The 17,938-nt window shown below is 69.5% G+C and carries 16 protein-coding genes; 6 read left to right on the forward strand and 10 right to left on the reverse strand.

Annotation, left to right across the window (positions count from 1 at the left end):
* Positions 1-2: 2 nt before the first annotated feature.
* Positions 3-3,860 carry a translocation/assembly module TamB domain-containing protein gene (locus DDE23_RS14265; protein WP_133239575.1) on the reverse strand — a complete coding sequence of 1,286 codons (3,858 nt, stop codon included), beginning with the start codon at positions 3,858-3,860 and terminating at the stop codon, positions 3-5.
* An 86-nt stretch (positions 3,861-3,946) separates the two neighbouring features.
* Positions 3,947-5,671 (reverse strand): autotransporter assembly complex protein TamA, encoded by a 1,725-nt coding sequence (locus tag DDE23_RS14270; protein WP_170121867.1) that lies wholly within the window; start codon positions 5,669-5,671, stop codon positions 3,947-3,949.
* 345 nt (positions 5,672-6,016) lie between these two features.
* Between DDE23_RS14270 and DDE23_RS14275 the strand changes: the two genes are divergently transcribed.
* Positions 6,017-7,246: an MFS transporter gene (locus DDE23_RS14275; RefSeq protein ID WP_107752418.1), complete on the forward strand. Its 1,230-nt coding sequence runs from the start codon at positions 6,017-6,019 to the stop codon at positions 7,244-7,246.
* Here the strand turns inward: DDE23_RS14275 and DDE23_RS14280 are convergent.
* Positions 7,243-8,115: a LysR family transcriptional regulator gene (locus DDE23_RS14280; protein ID WP_107752419.1), complete on the reverse strand. Its 873-nt coding sequence runs from the start codon at positions 8,113-8,115 to the stop codon at positions 7,243-7,245. The genes DDE23_RS14275 and DDE23_RS14280 overlap by 4 nt on opposite strands.
* 100 nt (positions 8,116-8,215) lie before the next feature.
* Between DDE23_RS14280 and DDE23_RS25125 the strand changes: the two genes are divergently transcribed.
* The 5 genes from DDE23_RS25125 (at position 8,216) to DDE23_RS14300 (ending at position 12,339) form a co-directional block, all read left to right on the forward strand.
* Positions 8,216-8,392 carry a hypothetical protein gene (locus DDE23_RS25125; RefSeq protein ID WP_157958035.1) on the forward strand — a complete coding sequence of 59 codons (177 nt, stop codon included), beginning with the start codon at positions 8,216-8,218 and terminating at the stop codon, positions 8,390-8,392.
* 128 nt (positions 8,393-8,520) lie between these two features.
* The gene (gene ahcY / locus DDE23_RS14285; RefSeq protein ID WP_107752420.1) at positions 8,521-9,921 is read left to right on the forward strand and encodes an adenosylhomocysteinase; all 1,401 of its coding nucleotides are present in this window, start codon (positions 8,521-8,523) and stop codon (positions 9,919-9,921) included.
* Between the two features lie 118 nt (positions 9,922-10,039).
* Complete coding sequence (locus tag DDE23_RS14290; protein WP_107752421.1) at positions 10,040-11,014, forward strand: ketopantoate reductase family protein; 975 nt, start codon at positions 10,040-10,042, stop codon at positions 11,012-11,014.
* Between the two features lie 84 nt (positions 11,015-11,098).
* Entirely contained in the window at positions 11,099-11,524 is a 426-nt protein-coding gene (locus DDE23_RS14295; protein WP_107752422.1) for a PaaI family thioesterase, read from the forward strand.
* 95 nt (positions 11,525-11,619) lie between these two features.
* Positions 11,620-12,339 carry a hypothetical protein gene (locus DDE23_RS14300; protein ID WP_107752423.1) on the forward strand — a complete coding sequence of 240 codons (720 nt, stop codon included), beginning with the start codon at positions 11,620-11,622 and terminating at the stop codon, positions 12,337-12,339.
* Between the two features lie 46 nt (positions 12,340-12,385).
* Here the strand turns inward: DDE23_RS14300 and DDE23_RS14305 are convergent, their stop codons facing one another.
* From DDE23_RS14305 to DDE23_RS14330, 7 genes are all read right to left on the reverse strand, one after another.
* On the reverse strand, positions 12,386-12,781 hold the full coding sequence (locus tag DDE23_RS14305; protein WP_107752424.1) for a DUF1761 domain-containing protein: 396 nt from the start codon (positions 12,779-12,781) through the stop codon (positions 12,386-12,388).
* Between the two features lie 108 nt (positions 12,782-12,889).
* Positions 12,890-13,303, reverse strand: a complete 414-nt coding sequence (locus DDE23_RS14310) for an EVE domain-containing protein (protein WP_107752425.1) — start codon at positions 13,301-13,303, stop codon at positions 12,890-12,892.
* Positions 13,303-13,575: a YciI family protein gene (locus DDE23_RS14315; RefSeq protein ID WP_107752426.1), complete on the reverse strand. Its 273-nt coding sequence runs from the start codon at positions 13,573-13,575 to the stop codon at positions 13,303-13,305. Before DDE23_RS14315 ends, DDE23_RS14310 begins: the two co-directional genes overlap by 1 nt.
* 30 nt (positions 13,576-13,605) lie before the next feature.
* Positions 13,606-14,691 (reverse strand): tRNA (adenosine(37)-N6)-threonylcarbamoyltransferase complex transferase subunit TsaD, encoded by a 1,086-nt coding sequence (tsaD, locus tag DDE23_RS14320; RefSeq protein WP_107752427.1) that lies wholly within the window; start codon positions 14,689-14,691, stop codon positions 13,606-13,608.
* A 329-nt stretch (positions 14,692-15,020) separates the two neighbouring features.
* Positions 15,021-16,163 carry an amidohydrolase gene (locus DDE23_RS14325; RefSeq protein ID WP_107752428.1) on the reverse strand — a complete coding sequence of 381 codons (1,143 nt, stop codon included), beginning with the start codon at positions 16,161-16,163 and terminating at the stop codon, positions 15,021-15,023.
* Entirely contained in the window at positions 16,163-16,330 is a 168-nt protein-coding gene (locus tag DDE23_RS25325) for a hypothetical protein (RefSeq protein ID WP_170121868.1), read from the reverse strand. The genes DDE23_RS14325 and DDE23_RS25325 overlap by 1 nt, the downstream gene beginning before the upstream one ends.
* A complete protein-coding gene (locus DDE23_RS14330) occupies positions 16,327-17,898 on the reverse strand; it encodes an FAD-dependent monooxygenase (protein WP_107752429.1) in 1,572 nt (523 codons plus the stop codon). Before DDE23_RS14330 ends, DDE23_RS25325 begins: the two co-directional genes overlap by 4 nt.
* Positions 17,899-17,938: the final 40 nt, after the last annotated feature.

The raw sequence follows: 17,938 nt of genomic DNA on the forward strand, positions 1-17,938 counted from the left end.
CCTCAATAGTCGCGTTCGTAGAACAGGCCGACGCCGGAGCCGCCCGAGGTATCGGCGCGGCCCCGGAGCGTGACATTGGGCATCAGGTCCAGGTTGATCGTCACCTGGCCCTGCCCGGTCGAATCGACGCTGACATCGGTATAGAGCCGGTCGCCGATATGCCGCCCGGCCCTGAGCTGGGTATTGCCCGCGTCATTCACCGTGAAATCGAGGTCGTCGAGGCCCATCGCCTCACGCGTGCGGGACAGGATGGAATTGTCCGCGCGCCCGGTCAGGGTGGCCACCGACATGGCCAGCTGCGCCGCCTGGAACGGGCTGAGCGAGGTCAGCGAGCGGCGGAAGATCAGCCGCGCCATCACCTCGTCCTCGGGCAGTTCGGGGACCGAGGAGAAGCTGATCTCAGGACTGTCCGCCTGCCCCGACAGCGTGACCGAGGTCAGCACGCCGTCGCTTTCGGTGGTGGCGGTCAGGCGGATGAAGGGCATGAAGCTGCCGACCATGCTGGCCGAGCCGTCGGTCAGGGTGAAACGGTTGCCCAAGAGGTCCAGACGGCCACGGATCAGGGTGAAATTGCCCGCGGGCACCACGGTCCGGGTGTTGCCGCCCAGGGTCAGCGTGCCGCCCAGTTCCGCGTCCAGCCCCCGGCCCCGCACGAAGACCCGCCCCGGCGCATTGAGCCGCAGGTCCAGCCTGAGCGGCACCGGCGCCGCGCCGACCCGGGTGCCCGTGGCGATGCCCGCGTTGATGCGGGTCTGGCGGCTGGCGGCGTCCTCGGCGACATGGGTCAGGCCCTGCAGGCCGATCCCGGCCCGGCCGAGGGGCGAATTGGGGATGCGGATCTCGGCCTCGTTCACCGTGACATCGCCCGAGACCAGCGCCCCGGCACTGAGCGGGCCGTTCAGCCGGAAGGTGCCGGACACCCGCGCATCGAAGAGCCGCGGCTGCTGCACCATCAGATCGTCGACCCGGATGCTGAGGTCGGCGCTGCTGCCCCGGTCCAGCCGGATCCCGCCCGAGATCGTCGCCCGCCCGCCCGACAGCGAATTGCCCGACAGCTCGATCTGCGCGCTGGCACCGTTCAGCCGGGCGCTGGCCTCGATATCCTGGAAGGCGACGCCGACCGCGGGCAGCGAATAGCGCCCGCCGCCCAGGCTGGCGGTGAGCCGCAGCGCCTCGAGCCCCGGGCGACCGTTCATCGACCCGTCGAACCGCACCACGCCCGAGACGCTGGCAGGTTCCAGCATCGGGTTCAGGAGCACGCTGTCGGCCTGACCGTTGAAAGCCAGCGCCACGGTGAAATCGTCGTTGATCCGCCCGGTGGTGGTGGCGTTCAGCCCCGAGGGCCCCGCCAGCCGCAGATCGACGCCATAGGCCGTGGCCCCCGCGCCGCGCGTCACGTCGCCGCCCAGCGTCACCCGCCCGCCGATGCCGGGCACCAGACGGCCGATGTTCTCGATCGCCGCGTCGATGGTGAAGCGGGCGGCGCCGGTGGCCTGCTGCACGCCGCTCACGCTGGCGCGCAGCCCGTCGGCGGTCAGCTGCACGCTGTCGATGGCGATGGCGCCGCTATCGGTCGCCGTGGCCCGGGCCATCAGCGACAGGCCGCTGCCGATCAGCGCATCGACCTGGGCGATGCCGGTGGCGAGCGGCCCCTCACCCTCGACCGCCAGCGCGTAGCGGGTGGTGCCTGCGGCGCCGTTCATCTCGGCCCGGCCGCTGATCGCGCCCCGCCCGCCCGGGGTCAGTGCCGCCAGATCGAGCCTGAGCATCCTCAGCGTCAGGTCGGGGGCGGTGGCGGAATAGGCGCCCTCGGCCTCCATCTCCAGCCGCGGGCCCTGAAGCGAGGCCTGGACCACCTGCGTGACACCATCGGCGATGACCAGATCGGCCAGCAGCCGGTTGGTGCCGGTGAAGATCCCGCCCAGGATCCCGGCCGCGGGCAGATCGGCCAGTGCCAGATCCGAGACGGTGCCGTCCAGCTGGACCCGCGTGGCGCTGGCGGTGGTCGAGAGCCGTGCATCGAGCGCCGCCTGCCCGCCATAGCCCGCGCCCAGCCGCGAGAGATCCGAGGCGACAAGCCGCGCGCTGACATCGGCGGCGCCGGGTTCCAGCGAGCCCTCGGCCGAAAGCTGCAGCGTGCCCGCCGTCAGGCTGAGCGAGCGCAGCGTCGTGCCCTCGGTATCGCGGCGGATCGACAGCTCGATCCCGGCCTGACCGGCCAGCAGCGCGTCTGCCTCGGCAATACCGACCGAAAGGTCGCGCGTGGTCAGGTTGGACGTCAGGTCCAGCGCGCCGGTCAGCGGGTTGACGCTGCCCTGCATGTTGGCCAGCGCATGCCCGCCCAAGGGCCGCCCGGCCAGCGCGCTGAAGGCCGACAGATCCGGCGCCTCGAATTCGACATAGCCGTCGAAATTCAGCCCGGTCAGCTGGCCATAGGCGGTGAGCGAGACGGTCTGCCCCTCGAAGGCAAGGCCGGTCAGTTCGATGGGGCTGTCGGCGCCGGGCCAGTTGAGGCTGGCAAGGCCGAAAAAGCTGCTGCCGATGGCCTGTTGCAAAGCAGGATCGGCGGCATCGACGCCCTGCGCCTGGAATTCGAAGACGCCCTCGAACAGCGGCACCTGCGCGTCACCGGGCAGGGGCGCCTGTTCGGTGGCGTTGAGCCGCCCGCGCCCGTTGAGCGTGGCGGTGGCGATGGTCAGGTCGGTCAGGTCCAGCCGGTCCATCTCGGCCCGGACCTGCCAGTCGCGCGACTGGCTTTCGTCATAGGCAATGGTCAGGTTGGCGCTGCGCAGATGCCCCGCGCCCGAGGTGCCGGGCAAGAGCACCGGCTCGCCATCCTCGCGCGAGATGCCGGCGGTCAGCTGCACCATGCGCGGCACGCCCTGGGCGCTGAAGGCGGCGCTGCCGTTCACCCGCATCGCCCGGGTCGAGATGGTCAGTTCCGGCAGGTCGATCTCGCCCTCGTCCGAGCGGGTGCCGGTGGCGCGCAGGCGGGAGCTTGCGCCGAAAAACGGATGCAGGTCGGCAACCAGCAGCGGCCGCAAATCGCCCTCGATATCCAGCGAGAAGCCACCGCCCGACAGCACGCCGGTTTCCGGCGAATCGTCGACCACGGCGAAACGGCCGGTCACGCGCTCCTCGCCATCGGTCGAGAGGGTGATGTCGGCGCCGAAGGTGCTGATCGGTCCCGCGCCCTGCACCCGCATGCCCAGCGCCGGACGCTCGGGGATGTTGAGCAGCGTGGCGACGATGCCGCCGCCGCCCTCGGTCAGTTCCAGATCCAGCGTCAGGTTGCGGCTTTCGTTGTCGAAATCCCCGGCGAAGCGGAAGGCGCCCTCCTGCCCGTCGGTGCGGTGGGCGTCGAACCGGGCCACGCCCTGCCCGCCCTGCAATTGCGCCGATCCGGTCAGCGTGAACTCGGCCACCTGCCCGATCACCGGCGGTTCCAGATGCACAAGCCCCGCGCGCACCTCGCCGATCAGCAGCGCCACCGGCAGTTCCGGCAGCGAGAAATCCTCGCGCGCGGTGGGGCTGGGCAGGTTGTTGTCGGCGGGCGCGGTATTGGGCAGGCGGGCGATGTCGATGCGCCCGGCGCTGAGTTCGTTGATCTCGACCCGGCGGTTGAGCAGCGCCGAGCGGTTCCAGTCGATCACCACATCGGTGAGCGTGATCCAGATGCCCTGATCGTCGGCGATGGAAATCTCGCGCACCGTGGCGCGCGAGGACAGCGCCCCCTCGAAGCCGCGGATCCGCACGTCGCGCCCGGCATCGGACAACAGGTCCTGCAGCGTGCCGGCCAGGATGCCGACATCCTCGCTGGTGTCCTGCGCGGCCATCGGCAGGGGGGCGGCGATCAGCATCAGCAGCGCCACAAGCCCGGCAAGCAGCCAGCGATGACGGCGGAGGGGGCGCTCCGCAGCCCGGGAGAAAGCGCGCCGTTCCCGCATCAGAACGCCTGGCCGATGCCGAGATAGATCTGCAGATTGTTGCCGGTGACCCCCGCGTTGCGGCGCACCGGCACGGCCAGATCCAGCCGCAGGGGGCCGATCGGCGTGGCGTAGCGGATGCCGAAGCCCGCGCCCGCGTGCCAGCCGGTGGCGCCGGAGAAGACCTCGGACGAAACCGCGCCGGCATCGGCGAAACCCACCACCTGCCAGCTTTCGTTGACCCGCACCCGCACCTCGCCCGAGAGCGCGGCGAAACCCCGCCCGCCCGAGGGCGGCGGCCCGGCCACGCCCAGCGATTGATAGGGCAGGCCGCGCACGCTGCCGCCGCCGCCGGAATAGAACAGGAAGCCGCGGGGCGTGGCGTCGATATCGGGGCCGATCACCGCGCCCAATTGCCCGCGCCCGGCCAGCACGATCCGGTTCTCGCTGCCCAGCCCCAGATAGACCCGGCCGTCAAAGCGCAGCCGCAATCCGCTGTCCGCACCGGCGAAACCGAAATAGGGCATCGCCTCGGCCCAGAGGTAATGGCCGCGCGTGGCGTCGAGCGCCTCGTCGCGGGTGTCCCGGGTCACGGCGACCGGCAGGCCGAAAGTGCCGAAATTGCGGTCCACGCCGGAAAATGCCGCGTTCTCGAAGCGCAGCACCGCTCCGCCGCTGATCCTGAACGCCTCGCCGAAACGGCGCACCAGCTGGGCCGAGGCCTCGTAGGCGTCGGCCTCGTAGTCGCGCTCGTTCAGCCGCACGGCGTTGAGGCCGAGTTCCAGATCGGTGTCGCGGTTGAAGGTCGCGGGCCGGGTATAGCGCGCGTCCAGCGTGAAGCCGATGCCGCCGACCCGGGCGCCGATCCCGTCGATCGCCGCCTCAAGCCGCAGCCGCTCGGCCCCGCGCAACAGGTTGCGGTGCAGCCAGAAACCGCTGAGCCGCACGCCGGATTCGCTGTCCACCTCGACCCCGAAGCCGATGCGGCGCGGCAGGGCCTCGTCCACCCGGGCGGTCACGTCGATGGTGCCGTCGGGATTGGCGCGTTCGGCGGTTTCCAGCACCACCGAGGAGAAGGTGCCGGTCTGGCGCAGCCGCGTCTCGGCCTCGGAGATGGCCTCGGGCGTGTGCAGCTCGCCGCGGTCAAGCCCGGCGATATCGACGACCCGCTCGCCCCGCGTGCGCTCGTTCCCGGCCGGGATGACGCTGCCGACATGCAGCTGCGGCCCCGGCGCCAGCGACAACCGCACATCGAGGCGCTGCGCGGCGTGGTTGGCCACCACCTGCTGGCCGGTCGGCTCGATCAGCGCGTAGCCCTGATCGCGCCAGGCATCCATCGCCGCGCCCAGCGCCGCGCGCACGACGGTCGAACGCGCCGGCTGGCCGGCGGCGAATTCTTCGGGCAAGTCGGTGCCCGGGGCCAGCGGCGCGATGGAGACCGTGCCGAAGGTGAATTCGGGCCCGAGCTCGATGTTGATGACGATCCGGTCGATCCGCGACGGGTTCGAGAGGGGCGAGATATCCGCCGCCTCGCGCCCGTCGACCAGCACATGGATCACCGGGGCGTAATAGGCTTCCTCGTAGAGCAGGTTGATGAGCCGCCCGTATTCCGCCCGTGCCGCCGCCATCAGGTCCAGCGGCGCGGTCCGCTCGGCCGCCTGCGCGGTCATCAGCAGCGAGCTGGCTTCCAGCGTCTCGCGCAGCGCGTCCGAGGCGCCCGGGACGTTGAGATCAAGGGATTCCAAGGCTTTGGCAGGCGTGCTCAGCGGCAGCAAAGCGATCAGTCCGACGGCAAAAAACCAAGACAACCGGGAGCCACCGACCCGGAATCCCGGAGTCCCTGCCACCCCGGCGGCGCCCGGGTTTCCCCGCCGTCCTGCCGTCGCGTTGCCCACGCGCTGTCCTCTTGTCGTACCGCCTTTTTTCAAGATGTCGCACAAAGCCCCCCAGCGGACAACACCCGATTGCCCCGGTTTGGCGGCCCGGCGCCTGCCGTGGCGGAAAGGCGCCTTGCCGGATTCGCCTGCCAGACGCTTGACAGAAAGGGCGCCGAGGTTCAGTTCACCCGTGAACATGTGAAGGAAGCTGCGATGGCCGACTCGACCGTCCCTCAGCCCACCATCGGCACCCCGTCCCCGCAATCGGCGCAGGCGGTGGTTCAGACCCAGTATCTGGTGATCCTGTCGATTGCTGTGTGCCATTTTATCAACGATGTGATGCAGTCGGTGCTTTCGGCAAGCTATCCGCTGCTTCATGACGAATTCTCGTTGAGCTTCACACAAATCGGCCTGATGTCGCTGGCTTTCATGGGCACGGCCTCGGTCCTGCAGCCGCTGGTCGGCACGATCACCGACCGCTACCCCTTCGCGCAATCGCTGACGCTGGGCATGGGCTCGACCATGCTGGGCCTTCTGCTGCTGGCCAATGCGCCGAGCTACGGCTTCCTGCTGATGGGCGCCTCGCTGATCGGCATCGGCTCGGCCGTCTTCCATCCTGAGGCCAGCCGCGTCGCCCGCGCCGCCGCGGGACGCAAGTTCGGCACCGCGCAGAGCTTCTTCCAGGTCGGCGGCAACGCGGGCCATGCCGCGGGGCCCTTGCTGGCCGCGTTCATCGTCGTGCCCTCGGGCCGGGCCTCGGTCGCCTGGTTCGCGCTGCTGGCGCTGGTCGGCATGGCGATCCTCAGCCAGGTCGGGCGCTGGCACGCCAACCATCGGCGGACGAAAAAGGCCGTGGCCCCTGCCCGCGCCCATGGGCTGCCGAAGCGGACGGTGGTCATCACCATCACCCTGCTGGCCTTCCTCGTCTTCACCAAGAACGCCTATATCGCCTCGATCAGCTCGTATTACACCTTCTTCCTGATCGAGCGGTTCGAGCTGAGCACGCAGGAAGCGCAGATGATGCTGTTCATCTTCCTCGCCGCCTCGGCCGCGGGGGTGATCTTCGGCGGGCCGATCGGCGACAAGATCGGCACGCGGGCGGTGATCTGGGTGTCGATCCTGGGCGTGCTGCCCTTCACGCTGGCGCTGCCCTATGCCAACCTCTTCTGGACCGGGGTGCTGACCGTCTTCATCGGGCTGATCCTGTCCTCGGCCTTCCCGGCCATCGTGGTCTTCGCGCAAGAGCTGGTGCCGGGCCGGGTCGGCCTGATCGCGGGCGTGTTCTTCGGCCTTTCCTTCGGGATCGGCGGGATCGCGGCGGCGGCGCTGGGTCTGGTGGCCGATGCGACCAGCATCGAGTTCGTCTATCACCTCTGCGCCTTCCTGCCGGCGCTGGGGATCCTGGCCGCCTTCCTGCCCCGGCTGGGGCAGGATCCGGCCTAACCCGCGGCGCGCCGCAGCCAGCGGCGGAAGATCTGCGCGCCGGGTGACAGCGGTTCGGGCCGGGTGACGATGTAGTATCCCAGCCCCGCCGCGTCGCCTTCGTGCAGGGCGATCAACTGGCCCGATTGCAGATCGGGCTCGATCAGCGCCAGGGCCTGGATCGACAGGCCGAGGCCCGCGCGCACCGCGCTCACCACCATGCCGTTGCTGGCCATCTCGCGCGCGCCGACCGTCTGGAAATCGACGCCGACCACCGCGCCCCAGAGCCGCTGCTCGCTGGCGCCGGTAGAGAAGAACCAGTCATGCGCGGTGAGCTTGCCCAGATCCTCGAGCGAGCGCGCCTTGGTATAGCCGGGCGCCGCCACCACGGCGAAGCGGTTGGCGGTCAGCATCTCGGCCTCCACCCCGGGCCAGGTGCCGCCGCCGAAACGGATCGCCAGGTCGATACCGTCACGGCGCAGGTCCGAGAGCGCGATGCCGGGCACCAGCCGCACCTCCACCTCGGGATGCGCGGCCCAGAAGCCGCCCATGCGGGGCATCAGCCAACTTTCGGCAAACGAGGGGGTCAGCGCCACCACGACGGGGCGCTGTTCGCGCCTCGCCCGCATCCGCGCCACACCCTCGGCGATCATCGCGAACCCCTCGCCCAGCGCGGCGGCCAGTTCGTGCCCGGCCTCGGTCAGCGCCATCCCCTGCCCCTCGCGCAGCGCCAGCGGTTCGGCGAAATCCGCTTCCAGCTGGCGCAGGTGCTGCGAGACGGCGGCATGGGTGACATTCAGCTCCCGCGCCGCGGCCGAAAGGCTGCCGTGACGCGCCAGCGCCTCGAACGCGCGGAGCGAGGCCAGCGAGGGGATCTCCTTCCAATCCATCCCCGGATGTTAGCACAGGTAACAGGCAAAAAACCATCCGAACTTCGGTCGGGGCGGCGTTTCTGGCAGAGTGGAGGCCAGAAACCGAAAGGAGTTTCCCATGTTCGGCATCCTCAACGCCACCCTCCGCGTCGCCACCCGCTCTGATTCCTGGCCGGATGCGGAGAAGCCGCCGGTCAAGCGCGCGAGCCGCCCGCTGCTGCCCTGGTTCGACGAGACCCCGTGCAACCCGCGCACCGGGCTCAGGCCGGGTGAAAGCTGGACTGACAGGTTCTGATCCGGGTGCCAAAACCCTGCCCGGCGCCGCGTTTTCCCCCTGCAAACCCTGACTCCGGGCTGGCATTGCCGCGGAATGGCCCGAGTGTTATCTCGGCAGCAAATTCAGGGTATGAACAGGAGCCGGGCATGGCCGCGGATTACATCGTCAAGGACATCAAGCTCGCCGATTTCGGCCGCAAAGAGCTGGATATCGCCGAAACCGAAATGCCGGGCCTGATGGCCTGCCGTGAGGAATTCGGCGCGTCGCAGCCGCTGAAGGGCGCCAAGATCGCCGGCTCCCTGCACATGACGATCCAGACCGCCGTGCTGATCGAGACGCTGAAAGCGCTGGGCGCCGATGTGCGCTGGGCGTCGTGCAACATCTTCTCGACCCAGGACCACGCCGCCGCGGCCATCGCGGCAAGCGGCACGCCGGTCTTCGCCATCAAGGGCGAGACGCTGGTGGAATACTGGGAATACACCGACCGCATCTTCCAGTTCGGCGGCGAGGGCGGCACCTGCAACATGATCCTCGACGATGGCGGGGACGCGACACTCTACATCCTGCTGGGTGCCCGCGTCGAAGCCGGTGAAACCGGCCTGATCGACGTGCCCACTTCGGAAGAGGAAGAGGCGCTGTTCGCGCAGATCAAGAAGCGCCTCGCCGCCAGCCCCGGCTGGTTCACCAAGCAGCGCGCCGAAATCAAGGGCGTCTCCGAGGAAACCACCACCGGCGTTCACCGCCTCTATGACCTGCACAAGAAGGGCCAGCTGCCCTTCCCGGCGATCAACGTCAACGACAGCGTCACCAAGTCGAAATTCGACAACAAATACGGCTGCAAGGAATCGCTGGTCGACGGCATCCGCCGCGCCACCGACACGATGATGGCCGGCAAGGTCGCCGTGGTCTGCGGCTATGGCGACGTGGGCAAGGGCTCGGCCGCCTCGCTGCGCGGCGCCGGTGCCCGGGTGAAAGTGACCGAGATCGACCCGATCTGCGCCCTGCAGGCCGCCATGGACGGCTACGAGGTGGTGACGCTGGAGGATGTGGCCGGCTCGGCCGATATCTTCATCACCACCACCGGCAACAAGGACGTGATCCGCATCGAGCATATGCGCGCGATGAAGGACATGGCGATCGTCGGCAACATCGGCCACTTCGACAACGAGATTCAGGTCGCCCAGCTGAAGAACCACAAATGGACCAACATCAAGGACCAGGTGGACATGATCGAGATGCCCTCGGGCAGCCGGATCATCCTGCTGTCCGAGGGGCGGCTGCTGAACCTCGGCAACGCGACCGGGCACCCCAGCTTCGTGATGTCGGCGTCCTTCACCAACCAGGTGCTGGCGCAGATCGAGCTTTACACCAAGCAGGGTGAGTACGCGCCCGGCGTCTATATCCTGCCCAAGCATCTGGACGAGAAGGTCGCGCGCCTGCACCTCGCCCGGATCGGCGTGAAACTGACCGAGCTGAAGCCGGAACAGGCCGAGTATATCGGCGTGACGGTCGAGGGGCCTTTCAAGTCCGATCACTACCGCTACTGACCCCGCCTGCATCGGGATCGGACACGGGGGCCTTCGGGCCCCCGTATGCGTTTGAAACGGCGGTTGAATCCCGGCGCGTGATCGGGTCTGATCCGCGCAACGGGAAAGGGAGTCTGGCATGCGGGTGATCGTCTACGGGATGGGGGCCATCGGCGGGATCGTCGCCGCGGCACTGGCGCGTTCGGGCGCCGAAGTGATCGGCATCGCCCGCGGCCGGATGCTGGAGGCGGTGCGGGGCAAGGGCCTCCGCCTGATAAGCCCCGATGTCGATGTGACGGTCCCGGTGCCGGTGGTGGCCGCGCCCGGGGACATCGCCTTTCGCCCGGATGACGCGATCCTCCTGTGCATGAAGACTCAGGACACGCTCCCCGCGCTCGAGGCGCTGCGGCTGGCCGGGGTGCGCGACCAGCCGGTCTTCTGCATGCAGAACTCGGTTGCCAACGAACGGTTGGCGCTGCGGGTCCTGCCCAATGTCCATGGCATCACGGTGATGCTGCCCGCGACCTATCTGACGCCGGGCGAGGTCATCTCCTATTGCTCGCCGAAATTCGGCATGTTCGACATCGGGCGCTATCCCGAGGGCGCCGATCAGGCGGACGAGGATCTGGCGGCCTTGCTGACCACGGCGGGTTTCGCGGCCTTCGCCGACCGCGAGGTGATGCGGTCGAAACACGGCAAGCTCTTGCTGAACCTCGGCAATATCTCGGGCGCCGCGCATGGTGTCGCGACCGACGACAAGGCGCTGCGCCAGGCCCTGCAGGCCGAGGCCGAGGCGGTGCTGCACGCCGCGGGCATCCCCTTCGCCGATGTGAGCCAGGCCGACCCGCGCCGCGCGCTCTATGTCAACATCAAGCCGGTGCCGGGCCAGCTGCCGATGAGCAATTCGACGCTGCAAAGCCTGAAGCGCGGCGGCGGGATCGAGACGGATTACCTGAACGGCGAGATCTGCCTGCTGGGGCGTCTGCATGGCGTGCCGACGCCGCTGAACGACGCGATGATGGATCTGGCAACGCGGATGCTGCGCGAGGGGATCGAACCCGGCGGCGTGGCGCTGGAGCAGACCATGGCGGCGCTGGGGCTCGACGGGCGTTAAGCTCTGGTTAGGCTTCTGCCGCTACGGCAGGGTTGATCCACGGGCGCCGCCGGGCAGTATCTCCGGTAGCCGAAGGAGGGGGCGATGAGCGAACACCTGGACCGGGGCCGCCGCATTCTCGAGGCGCAGCCTTTCAGCCGCTTGCTGGGGACCGAGCTGGTCTCGCTGTCCCCGGGGCGGGCCGAGCTGTCGCTGCCCCTGCGCGAGGATCTGCGCCAGCAATACGGTTTCGCCCATGGCGGCGTGCTGGCCTATCTGGCGGATAACGCGCTGACTTTCGCCGGGGGCACCATGCTGGACGGGCGGATCGTGACGCTGGAGATGAAGATCAATTACCTGCGCCCGGGTCTGGGCGAGCGCCTGATCGCCCGGGCCGAGGCGATCGGTGCAGGACGCTCGCAAGCCGTGTGCCGCTGCGATATCGTCGCCGTGGACGGGGGCGTCGAAAAGCTGGTCGCCGCCGCGCAGGGCACCATCGCCGTCGCGCCCGAGCGCCCGGGCACCCCGTAGGATGGGCCGTTCCGCGCGGCACGCGCGGGTTGGCCCATCGCCACCATGATCTCACGCCGGGGCACCCGCCCCTTGCGACCCCAGGGAGAACCCCGATGACCCGACTGATACCCGCCCTGCTGCTGCTCGCCGCGATCCTCTTCGCCGCTTCGCCCCTCTTCGTCACCAGTTTCGCGGGCTTCGACCCGGCGCTGTTCCCGGTGCCGCAGGACAATCCCCCGGTGCAGCCCGCGCCCTATACCTTCGCCATCTGGGGCCTGCTCTATACCTGGCTGATCGTCTCCTCGGCTTTCGGCCTGTGGAAACGGGCCGGGGATCCGGCCTGGCAACCGGCCCGGCCCTGGCTGCTGGCCAGCCTCGGCCTCGGCATCTTCTGGCTGCCGGTGGCCGAACGCAGCGTGATCGCTGCCACGGTGCTGATCTGGGCGATGCTGGCACTGGCGCTGGTCGCGCTCTTCCGCACCCGGCGCCATGACCGCTGGTGGTTCCAGGCTCCCGTCGCCACCTATGCCGGCTGGCTGCTGGCTGCCTCCTCGGTCTCGGTCGGGCTGATCCTCGCGGGATGGGGCGTGATGGAGGCCACACCCGCCGCGCTGGTGGCGCTGGCGCTGGCGCTGGTGCTGGGCCTGACGGTGCAATGGAAAGTGCTGCGCGCCCCGGGTCTGGGTCTCGCGCTGATCTGGGCCCTGATCGGTGTCGCGGTGAACAATTCCAGCCCGCTGAACATGCCGGTGCTGGGTCTGGCGCTGCTGGGCGTTGTGGCCTTCGTCGTCATGCTGGCCCTCGGCCGGCGGCAGCGCCGCAAGGGCGCCTGAGGGAACCGGGCCGTCCCCCTCCCCCCGGAGGGCGGCCCGCTAGCCGTCAGAACAGCAGCAGCACGCCCCCCATGATGGCGCAGGCGATGGCGGCATAGCCGCCGTCGATCAGGATCAAGATCTTCGGCCGCTGGGAAAAGAGGATGTTCAGCGCAATCCAGGGCGCGATCAGGAAGAGGCCGATCCCGAGCCCCCCCATCACCCCCAGATTGACCGTGGTGATGGCCGACATGGCAAAGACATGCCGCATCATCCCCGCCACCAGCAGGATGCAGAGATAGGCGAGGGCATAGGTCACCGGATTGCCGCCGTCGCGCGGCGCGCCCTTGTCATCCGTCGGCACGCCCGAGGCCGCGACCCAGCGGCGCGAGAACACGCCATACCACAGCGCGCCGATGCCAAAACCCACCGCCGCCGTCACGAAGACCGCCAGAAAATCCATAGGTTGCGCTCCCTTGCCGCATTTTCCGGCAGGCTAGCGCGACATTCTGCCGCTGGGAAGCGGTAAGTCCGGGGCGGATTTGACCGCGCCCCGGGGACCGGCCATGGCTCAGAGCCCGCCCATGCGGCAGACGAGGTCCCATTCCGCCTCGGTCACCGGCTGCACCGACAGCCGCATCGAGGTCACCAGCGACATCTCGGTCAGTTCGGGCGTCGCCTTGACCTCTTTCAGCGTCACCGGCCGCGGCAGTTTCTGAACCGCACGGATATCGACGCAATCCCAGCGGGGATCCTCGGTGGTGCTGTCGGGATGCGACAACGCGCAGACCTCGGCGATGCCGACGATCTCCAGCCCGATGTTGGAATGGTAGAAGAACACCTTCTCGCCCAATTGCATCGCCCGCATGTTGTTGCGCGCGAGGTAGTTGCGGACCCCGTTCCATTCCTCGCCCGTCTCGCCCACGGCGACCAGATCGTCCCAGGAAAAGACATCGGGCTCGGATTTCATCAGCCAGAAGGCCATCAGCCGATCACCTTCTTCCATTCCTCGACGCGGACCTTGGCGAAGAGCCCGGCCTTGGCATAGGGGTCATCCTTGGCCCAGGCCTCGGCCGCGGCGCGGTCGGCCACGTCGATCACCACCAGCGAGCCGGTCATGGCGCCGCCGTCCAGGAAGGGCCCGGCCATCAGCGTGACGCCCGAGGTGTTGAGATAGGCCAGATGCGCCTCGCGGTTGGCCTTGCGCAGCGGTTCGCATTCGGCCTTGTCGGTGCAGATGAGGGCGAAAAGGGGCATGGTTCCTCCGGGGTTACGGGCTGTCTGGGGTCAGGCTTTGGCGCCGCGCTTGCCCGATCCGATCAGGGGCACGGCCGAGGGATCGAGCGGCCAGCGAGGCCGGGCGCCGAGGGTCAGGTCGTCGGCATGGCCAAGGCGCAGTCGCTCGATCCCGGCCCAGGCGATCATCGCCGCATTGTCGGTGCACAGCGACAGGGGCGGCGCCACGAAGGGCAGATCGCCCGCCACCTCGGTCAGCCGGGCGCGCAGCGTGGCATTGGCGGCGACGCCCCCGGCCACCGCAAAGGCGGTGACGCCGGGGCTGGCGGTCAGCGCCCGGCGCGATTTCTCGGCCAGCGTGTCGGCGATGGCGGCTTGGAACCCGGCGCAGAGGTCGGCGCGGTCCTGCCGGGTCAGCCCGCCCTGTTCGGCGACCAGCGCATCCCGCGCCCGCATCAGCGCAGTCTTGAGGCCGGAAAAGCTGAGGTCGCAGCCGGGCCGGTCCAGCAGCGGTCGGGGAAAGGCGAACCGCTTCGGGTCGCCCTGCCTGGCCTCGGCCTCGACCGCCGGGCCTCCGGGCTGCGGCAAGCCCAGAAGCTTGGCGCATTTGTCGAAGGCCTCGCCCGGCGCATCGTCGATGGTGCCGCCGAGACGGGTGAAACTCTCGGGCCCCTCGACGCGCAGGAACTGGCAATGCCCGCCCGAGACGAGCAGCATGAGATAGGGGAATTCGATCCCGTCCGTCAGCCGCGGGGTCAGCGCATGGCCTGCCAGATGGTTGACGCCCACCAGCGGCAGGCCGGTCGCGGCGCTGAGCCCCTTGGCCATCATCACCCCCGACAGCACCCCGCCGATCAGCCCCGGCCCGGCGGTCACGGCGATGGCGTCGAGGTCGCCGAGCGTCAGACCGGCCCGGGCCAGCGCCTGCTCGACCACCAGATCCAGCCTCTCGGCATGGGCGCGGGCGGCGATCTCCGGCACGACTCCGCCGAAGGCCGCGTGCAGCTCGGTCTGGCCCGCGACGACATTTGCCAGAATCTCGGGGGCCAGCACCTCGGGCGCGCCCTCGCCCGCCCTGACCAGCGCGGCGCCGGTGTCGTCACAGCTCGATTCGATGCCGAGAACGGTGAGGGTCATGGGGTCCAGAAGGCAGCGGGCGTCCCTTGCGGGGTAGCATCGGCGGCGCGGGCTGGCAAGGAAGGCAGGGGGCCTTCTGCCCCCTCTTGGCCTGACGGCCAATTCACCCCCGAGGATATTTGGAGAACAAAGATGGCAGGTTAGCGACCTCTTAACCTTCATCTTTGTTCTGAAAATATCCTCGGGGGTTTCCAAAGGGGGCCGAGGGTCCCCTTTGGCGGGGGGTGAGCGGCGTCTCGGAAACGCGCCAGTGGCGTGTTTCAGCCGCGAACGCCGCGCCCGTGGCGCGGCCGGGAGTCGAGGGGGCTGGCCCCCCGGGCTTCCGTCGCCTACCCCAGCAGCTCCCCCAGGGCATGGGCAAAGAGGCCGACACCGGGGCCGATCAGCGCGTCGGGGAAGTCGTAATACTGGTCATGCAGCGCCGGGTGGTCGGATCCGGCGCCGAGGAACAGCATGGCGCTTTTTGCCCCTGTCCCGAAGCGGCCGAAATCCTCGGAGGCGCGCATCGGCAGGTCGCCGGGGTCATGGCCGATGCCCTGGGCGTCCAGCGCGCGGGCCAGGATTGCCGTGGCGTCGGGGTCATTGCGGCAGGCGGCGAAGGCGTCGTGGATCTCGCACCTTGCGGCCAGCCCGGCGGCGGCGGCTTCGGTCTCGACCAGGGCCTCGGCGCGGGTCAGCAGCGTCGCCAGATCCTCGTCGGTCAGGCCCCGAAGCGTCACCCAGAGCTCGGCCGCGCCGGGGGCGATCCCGAACGCGGGTTCGCCCATCCTGATATGGGTGATCGTGGCCAGCCGGAAGCCCGGCGCCAGGGCGCCGCCCGGGCCGAGGGCGCGCAACCCGTCGATCAGCCGGGCCAGCGCGGCGGTGGGCGCGCGGCCGGTTTCCGGGGTTGCGGCATGGGCGGTGCTGCCGGTCAGCGTGACCTTCAGCCCCAGCGAAGCGCAATTGGCGGGACCGGGCGCCAGCCAGGCGCGGCCCAGCGGCACGCCCGGCATGTTGTGCAGGGAGAGCGCCCAATCGGGCTGCAAATCGGCGAAACGGGGATCGGCCAGCACCGCGGCGGCGCCCGATCCGTCCTCTTCCGCCGGTTGGAACAGCAGCACGGCGCGACCGCTTGCGGGACGCCGCCGGGCCAGCAGCCGGGCCAGCCCCAGCAGGATCGTCGAATGCCCGTCATGGCCGCAAAGATGGCCTTTGCCGGGGCTCTGGCTGGCATGCGGCAGGCCGGTCAGTTCCAGAATCGGCAGCGCGTCCAGTTCGCTGCGGATCATCACCGTCGGCCCCGGCCGGCCGCTGTCATAGACCGCCGCCACCCCATGACCGCCGAGCCCCGTCACCAGCGCATCCGGGGCGGGTAGTGCCCGGGCGATGGCGGCGGCGGTTTCGCGTTCCTGCCCCGAAACCTCGGGCTGGCGGTGCAGCGCCTGACGGAAGGCGGTGAGTTCGACGATATCGGTGTTGGTCAGGCGCATCACAGATCCTTCGCACAATCCCGAAATATGCCCAGCGCGCGCTCGCCATCGCCCAGCGCCTCGGCCAGGGCCAGCGCCGCCTTGGCCAGGAAGAGCGGCGCCTGAGCCTCGCCCAATTGGTCGAGATGGGCGGCGAGGGCCTCGTAAAGGGGTTCGGCGGGGTTCATGGGCGCTCCAGCATCGCGGTCAGGGTGGACAGGATGACCTGCGCATCGGCCGAGGTCCAGCGGGCGGCGAGATGCAGGTCGGGGCGGATCAGGAAGGCGCTGCCTTCGGGGGCGCCCCAGAGGGCGGGCAGGGAGAGGGTGGTGAGCAGGGGATGCGTGACCTCGGGCGCGGGGCCGAGGGTCACGAGGGTGAAGCCCGGTCCCATCCGTTGCGACAGGAACCCGTCGCCAAGATTGGCATCCGGGATCAGCGCGCCGGGGGCCGGGCCGGGGCCGGGGTCGCCGGGCCGGGTCAGCGGGCTTTCGGCATAGGTATAGGGCGCCATCTGACGGGGGTTGGCCAGCTCGCCCGCCCAGGGAAAGCGCAGCGCCAGCGACAGGGCGGCGTCGCGCATCAGCCTTGTGCCGAAGCTGGGCGGCGTCATGAAGCGCGCGCTTTTCGAGGCATTGGCGAAGACGTCGAGCGTGGCGCCGCGCCGTTCGGGCGTGTAGCTGTCAAGGAGCCCCTCGCCCGCCTGCCCGTTCAGCACCAGCGCCAGTTTCCAGCCGATGTTCTGGGCGTCGGCCAGACCGTTGTTCAGCCCCCGCACCCCGAAGATCGGCACGATATGGGCGCTGTCACCGATGAAGACCACGGGGCCGTGGCGGTACTCGTCCAGCGCCAGGGTGTTGGCGGAATAGACCGACCACCATTCCAGATCCCACGCGCCCGCCTCGCCGATCTCGTCCAGCACGCCCTGCACGCCGGCGCGGACATTCTCCTCCCGCGTCGCCTCCTCGGCGCTTTCGCCCTCGGCCAGCTGGTAGTCGATGCGCCAGATGTCGTCGGGCTGGCGGTGGATCAGCACCGTCCCGCCGGGGCGGCAGGCGGGATCGAACAGGGCGCGGCGGATGGTCGGATAATCATGCGGCATGCGGATGTCGGCGATGACGTAGCGCCCCTCGAAATTCTCGCCCTTGAGGCGCAGGCCCAGCGCCTGCCGCACGGTGGAGCGCGCGCCATCGGCGGCCAGCACCCAGCGCGCGGGCAGATCATAGGCGCCGGAGGGGTCGGTCAGGTGCAGCACCGCGCCCTCCCTGCCGGTTTCGATCCCGGTGAGGCGGGTCTGCCAGCGGGTCTCGATCAGCGGCTGGGCTTCGATGGCCTGCCAGAGGAATTGCTCGATATATTGCTGTTGCAGGTTGTACATCGGCCGAAAGCGCTCGTCCGCGCTGTCGGGCATGGTGAATTCGAGGATCTGCCGGCCGCGGAAGAAGCTGCGCCCGGTGGTCCAGGGCAGCGCCTTGGCCAGGAAGGGCGGCAGGGCGCCGATCCGGTCGAGGATCTGGAAGCTGGAGCGCGACAGGCAAATGGCGCGGCTGCCGTCGTTGAAGGTGTCACGGGCCTCGATCAGGACCGAGCGCTGGCCGTGCCGTGCCAGTTCCAGCGCCGCGACCATGCCCACGGGACCGGCGCCGACGATGGCCACGGGGACCGGGCTGGTCCGGTCCAGGCCGGGCGGCGGGGCGTCGAAATGGGGATAGGTGAAATAGAGCGAGTCATGCTCGCCGCGGCCTTGGGGTCTCATGCGATGCTCCGTCCGGGGTCCGGCCCTCGTTTACCCGGGT

Origin of the sequence: Pararhodobacter aggregans (assembly GCF_003075525.1) — a bacterium.
Taxonomy (GTDB): Bacteria; Pseudomonadota; Alphaproteobacteria; order Rhodobacterales; family Rhodobacteraceae; genus Pararhodobacter; species Pararhodobacter aggregans.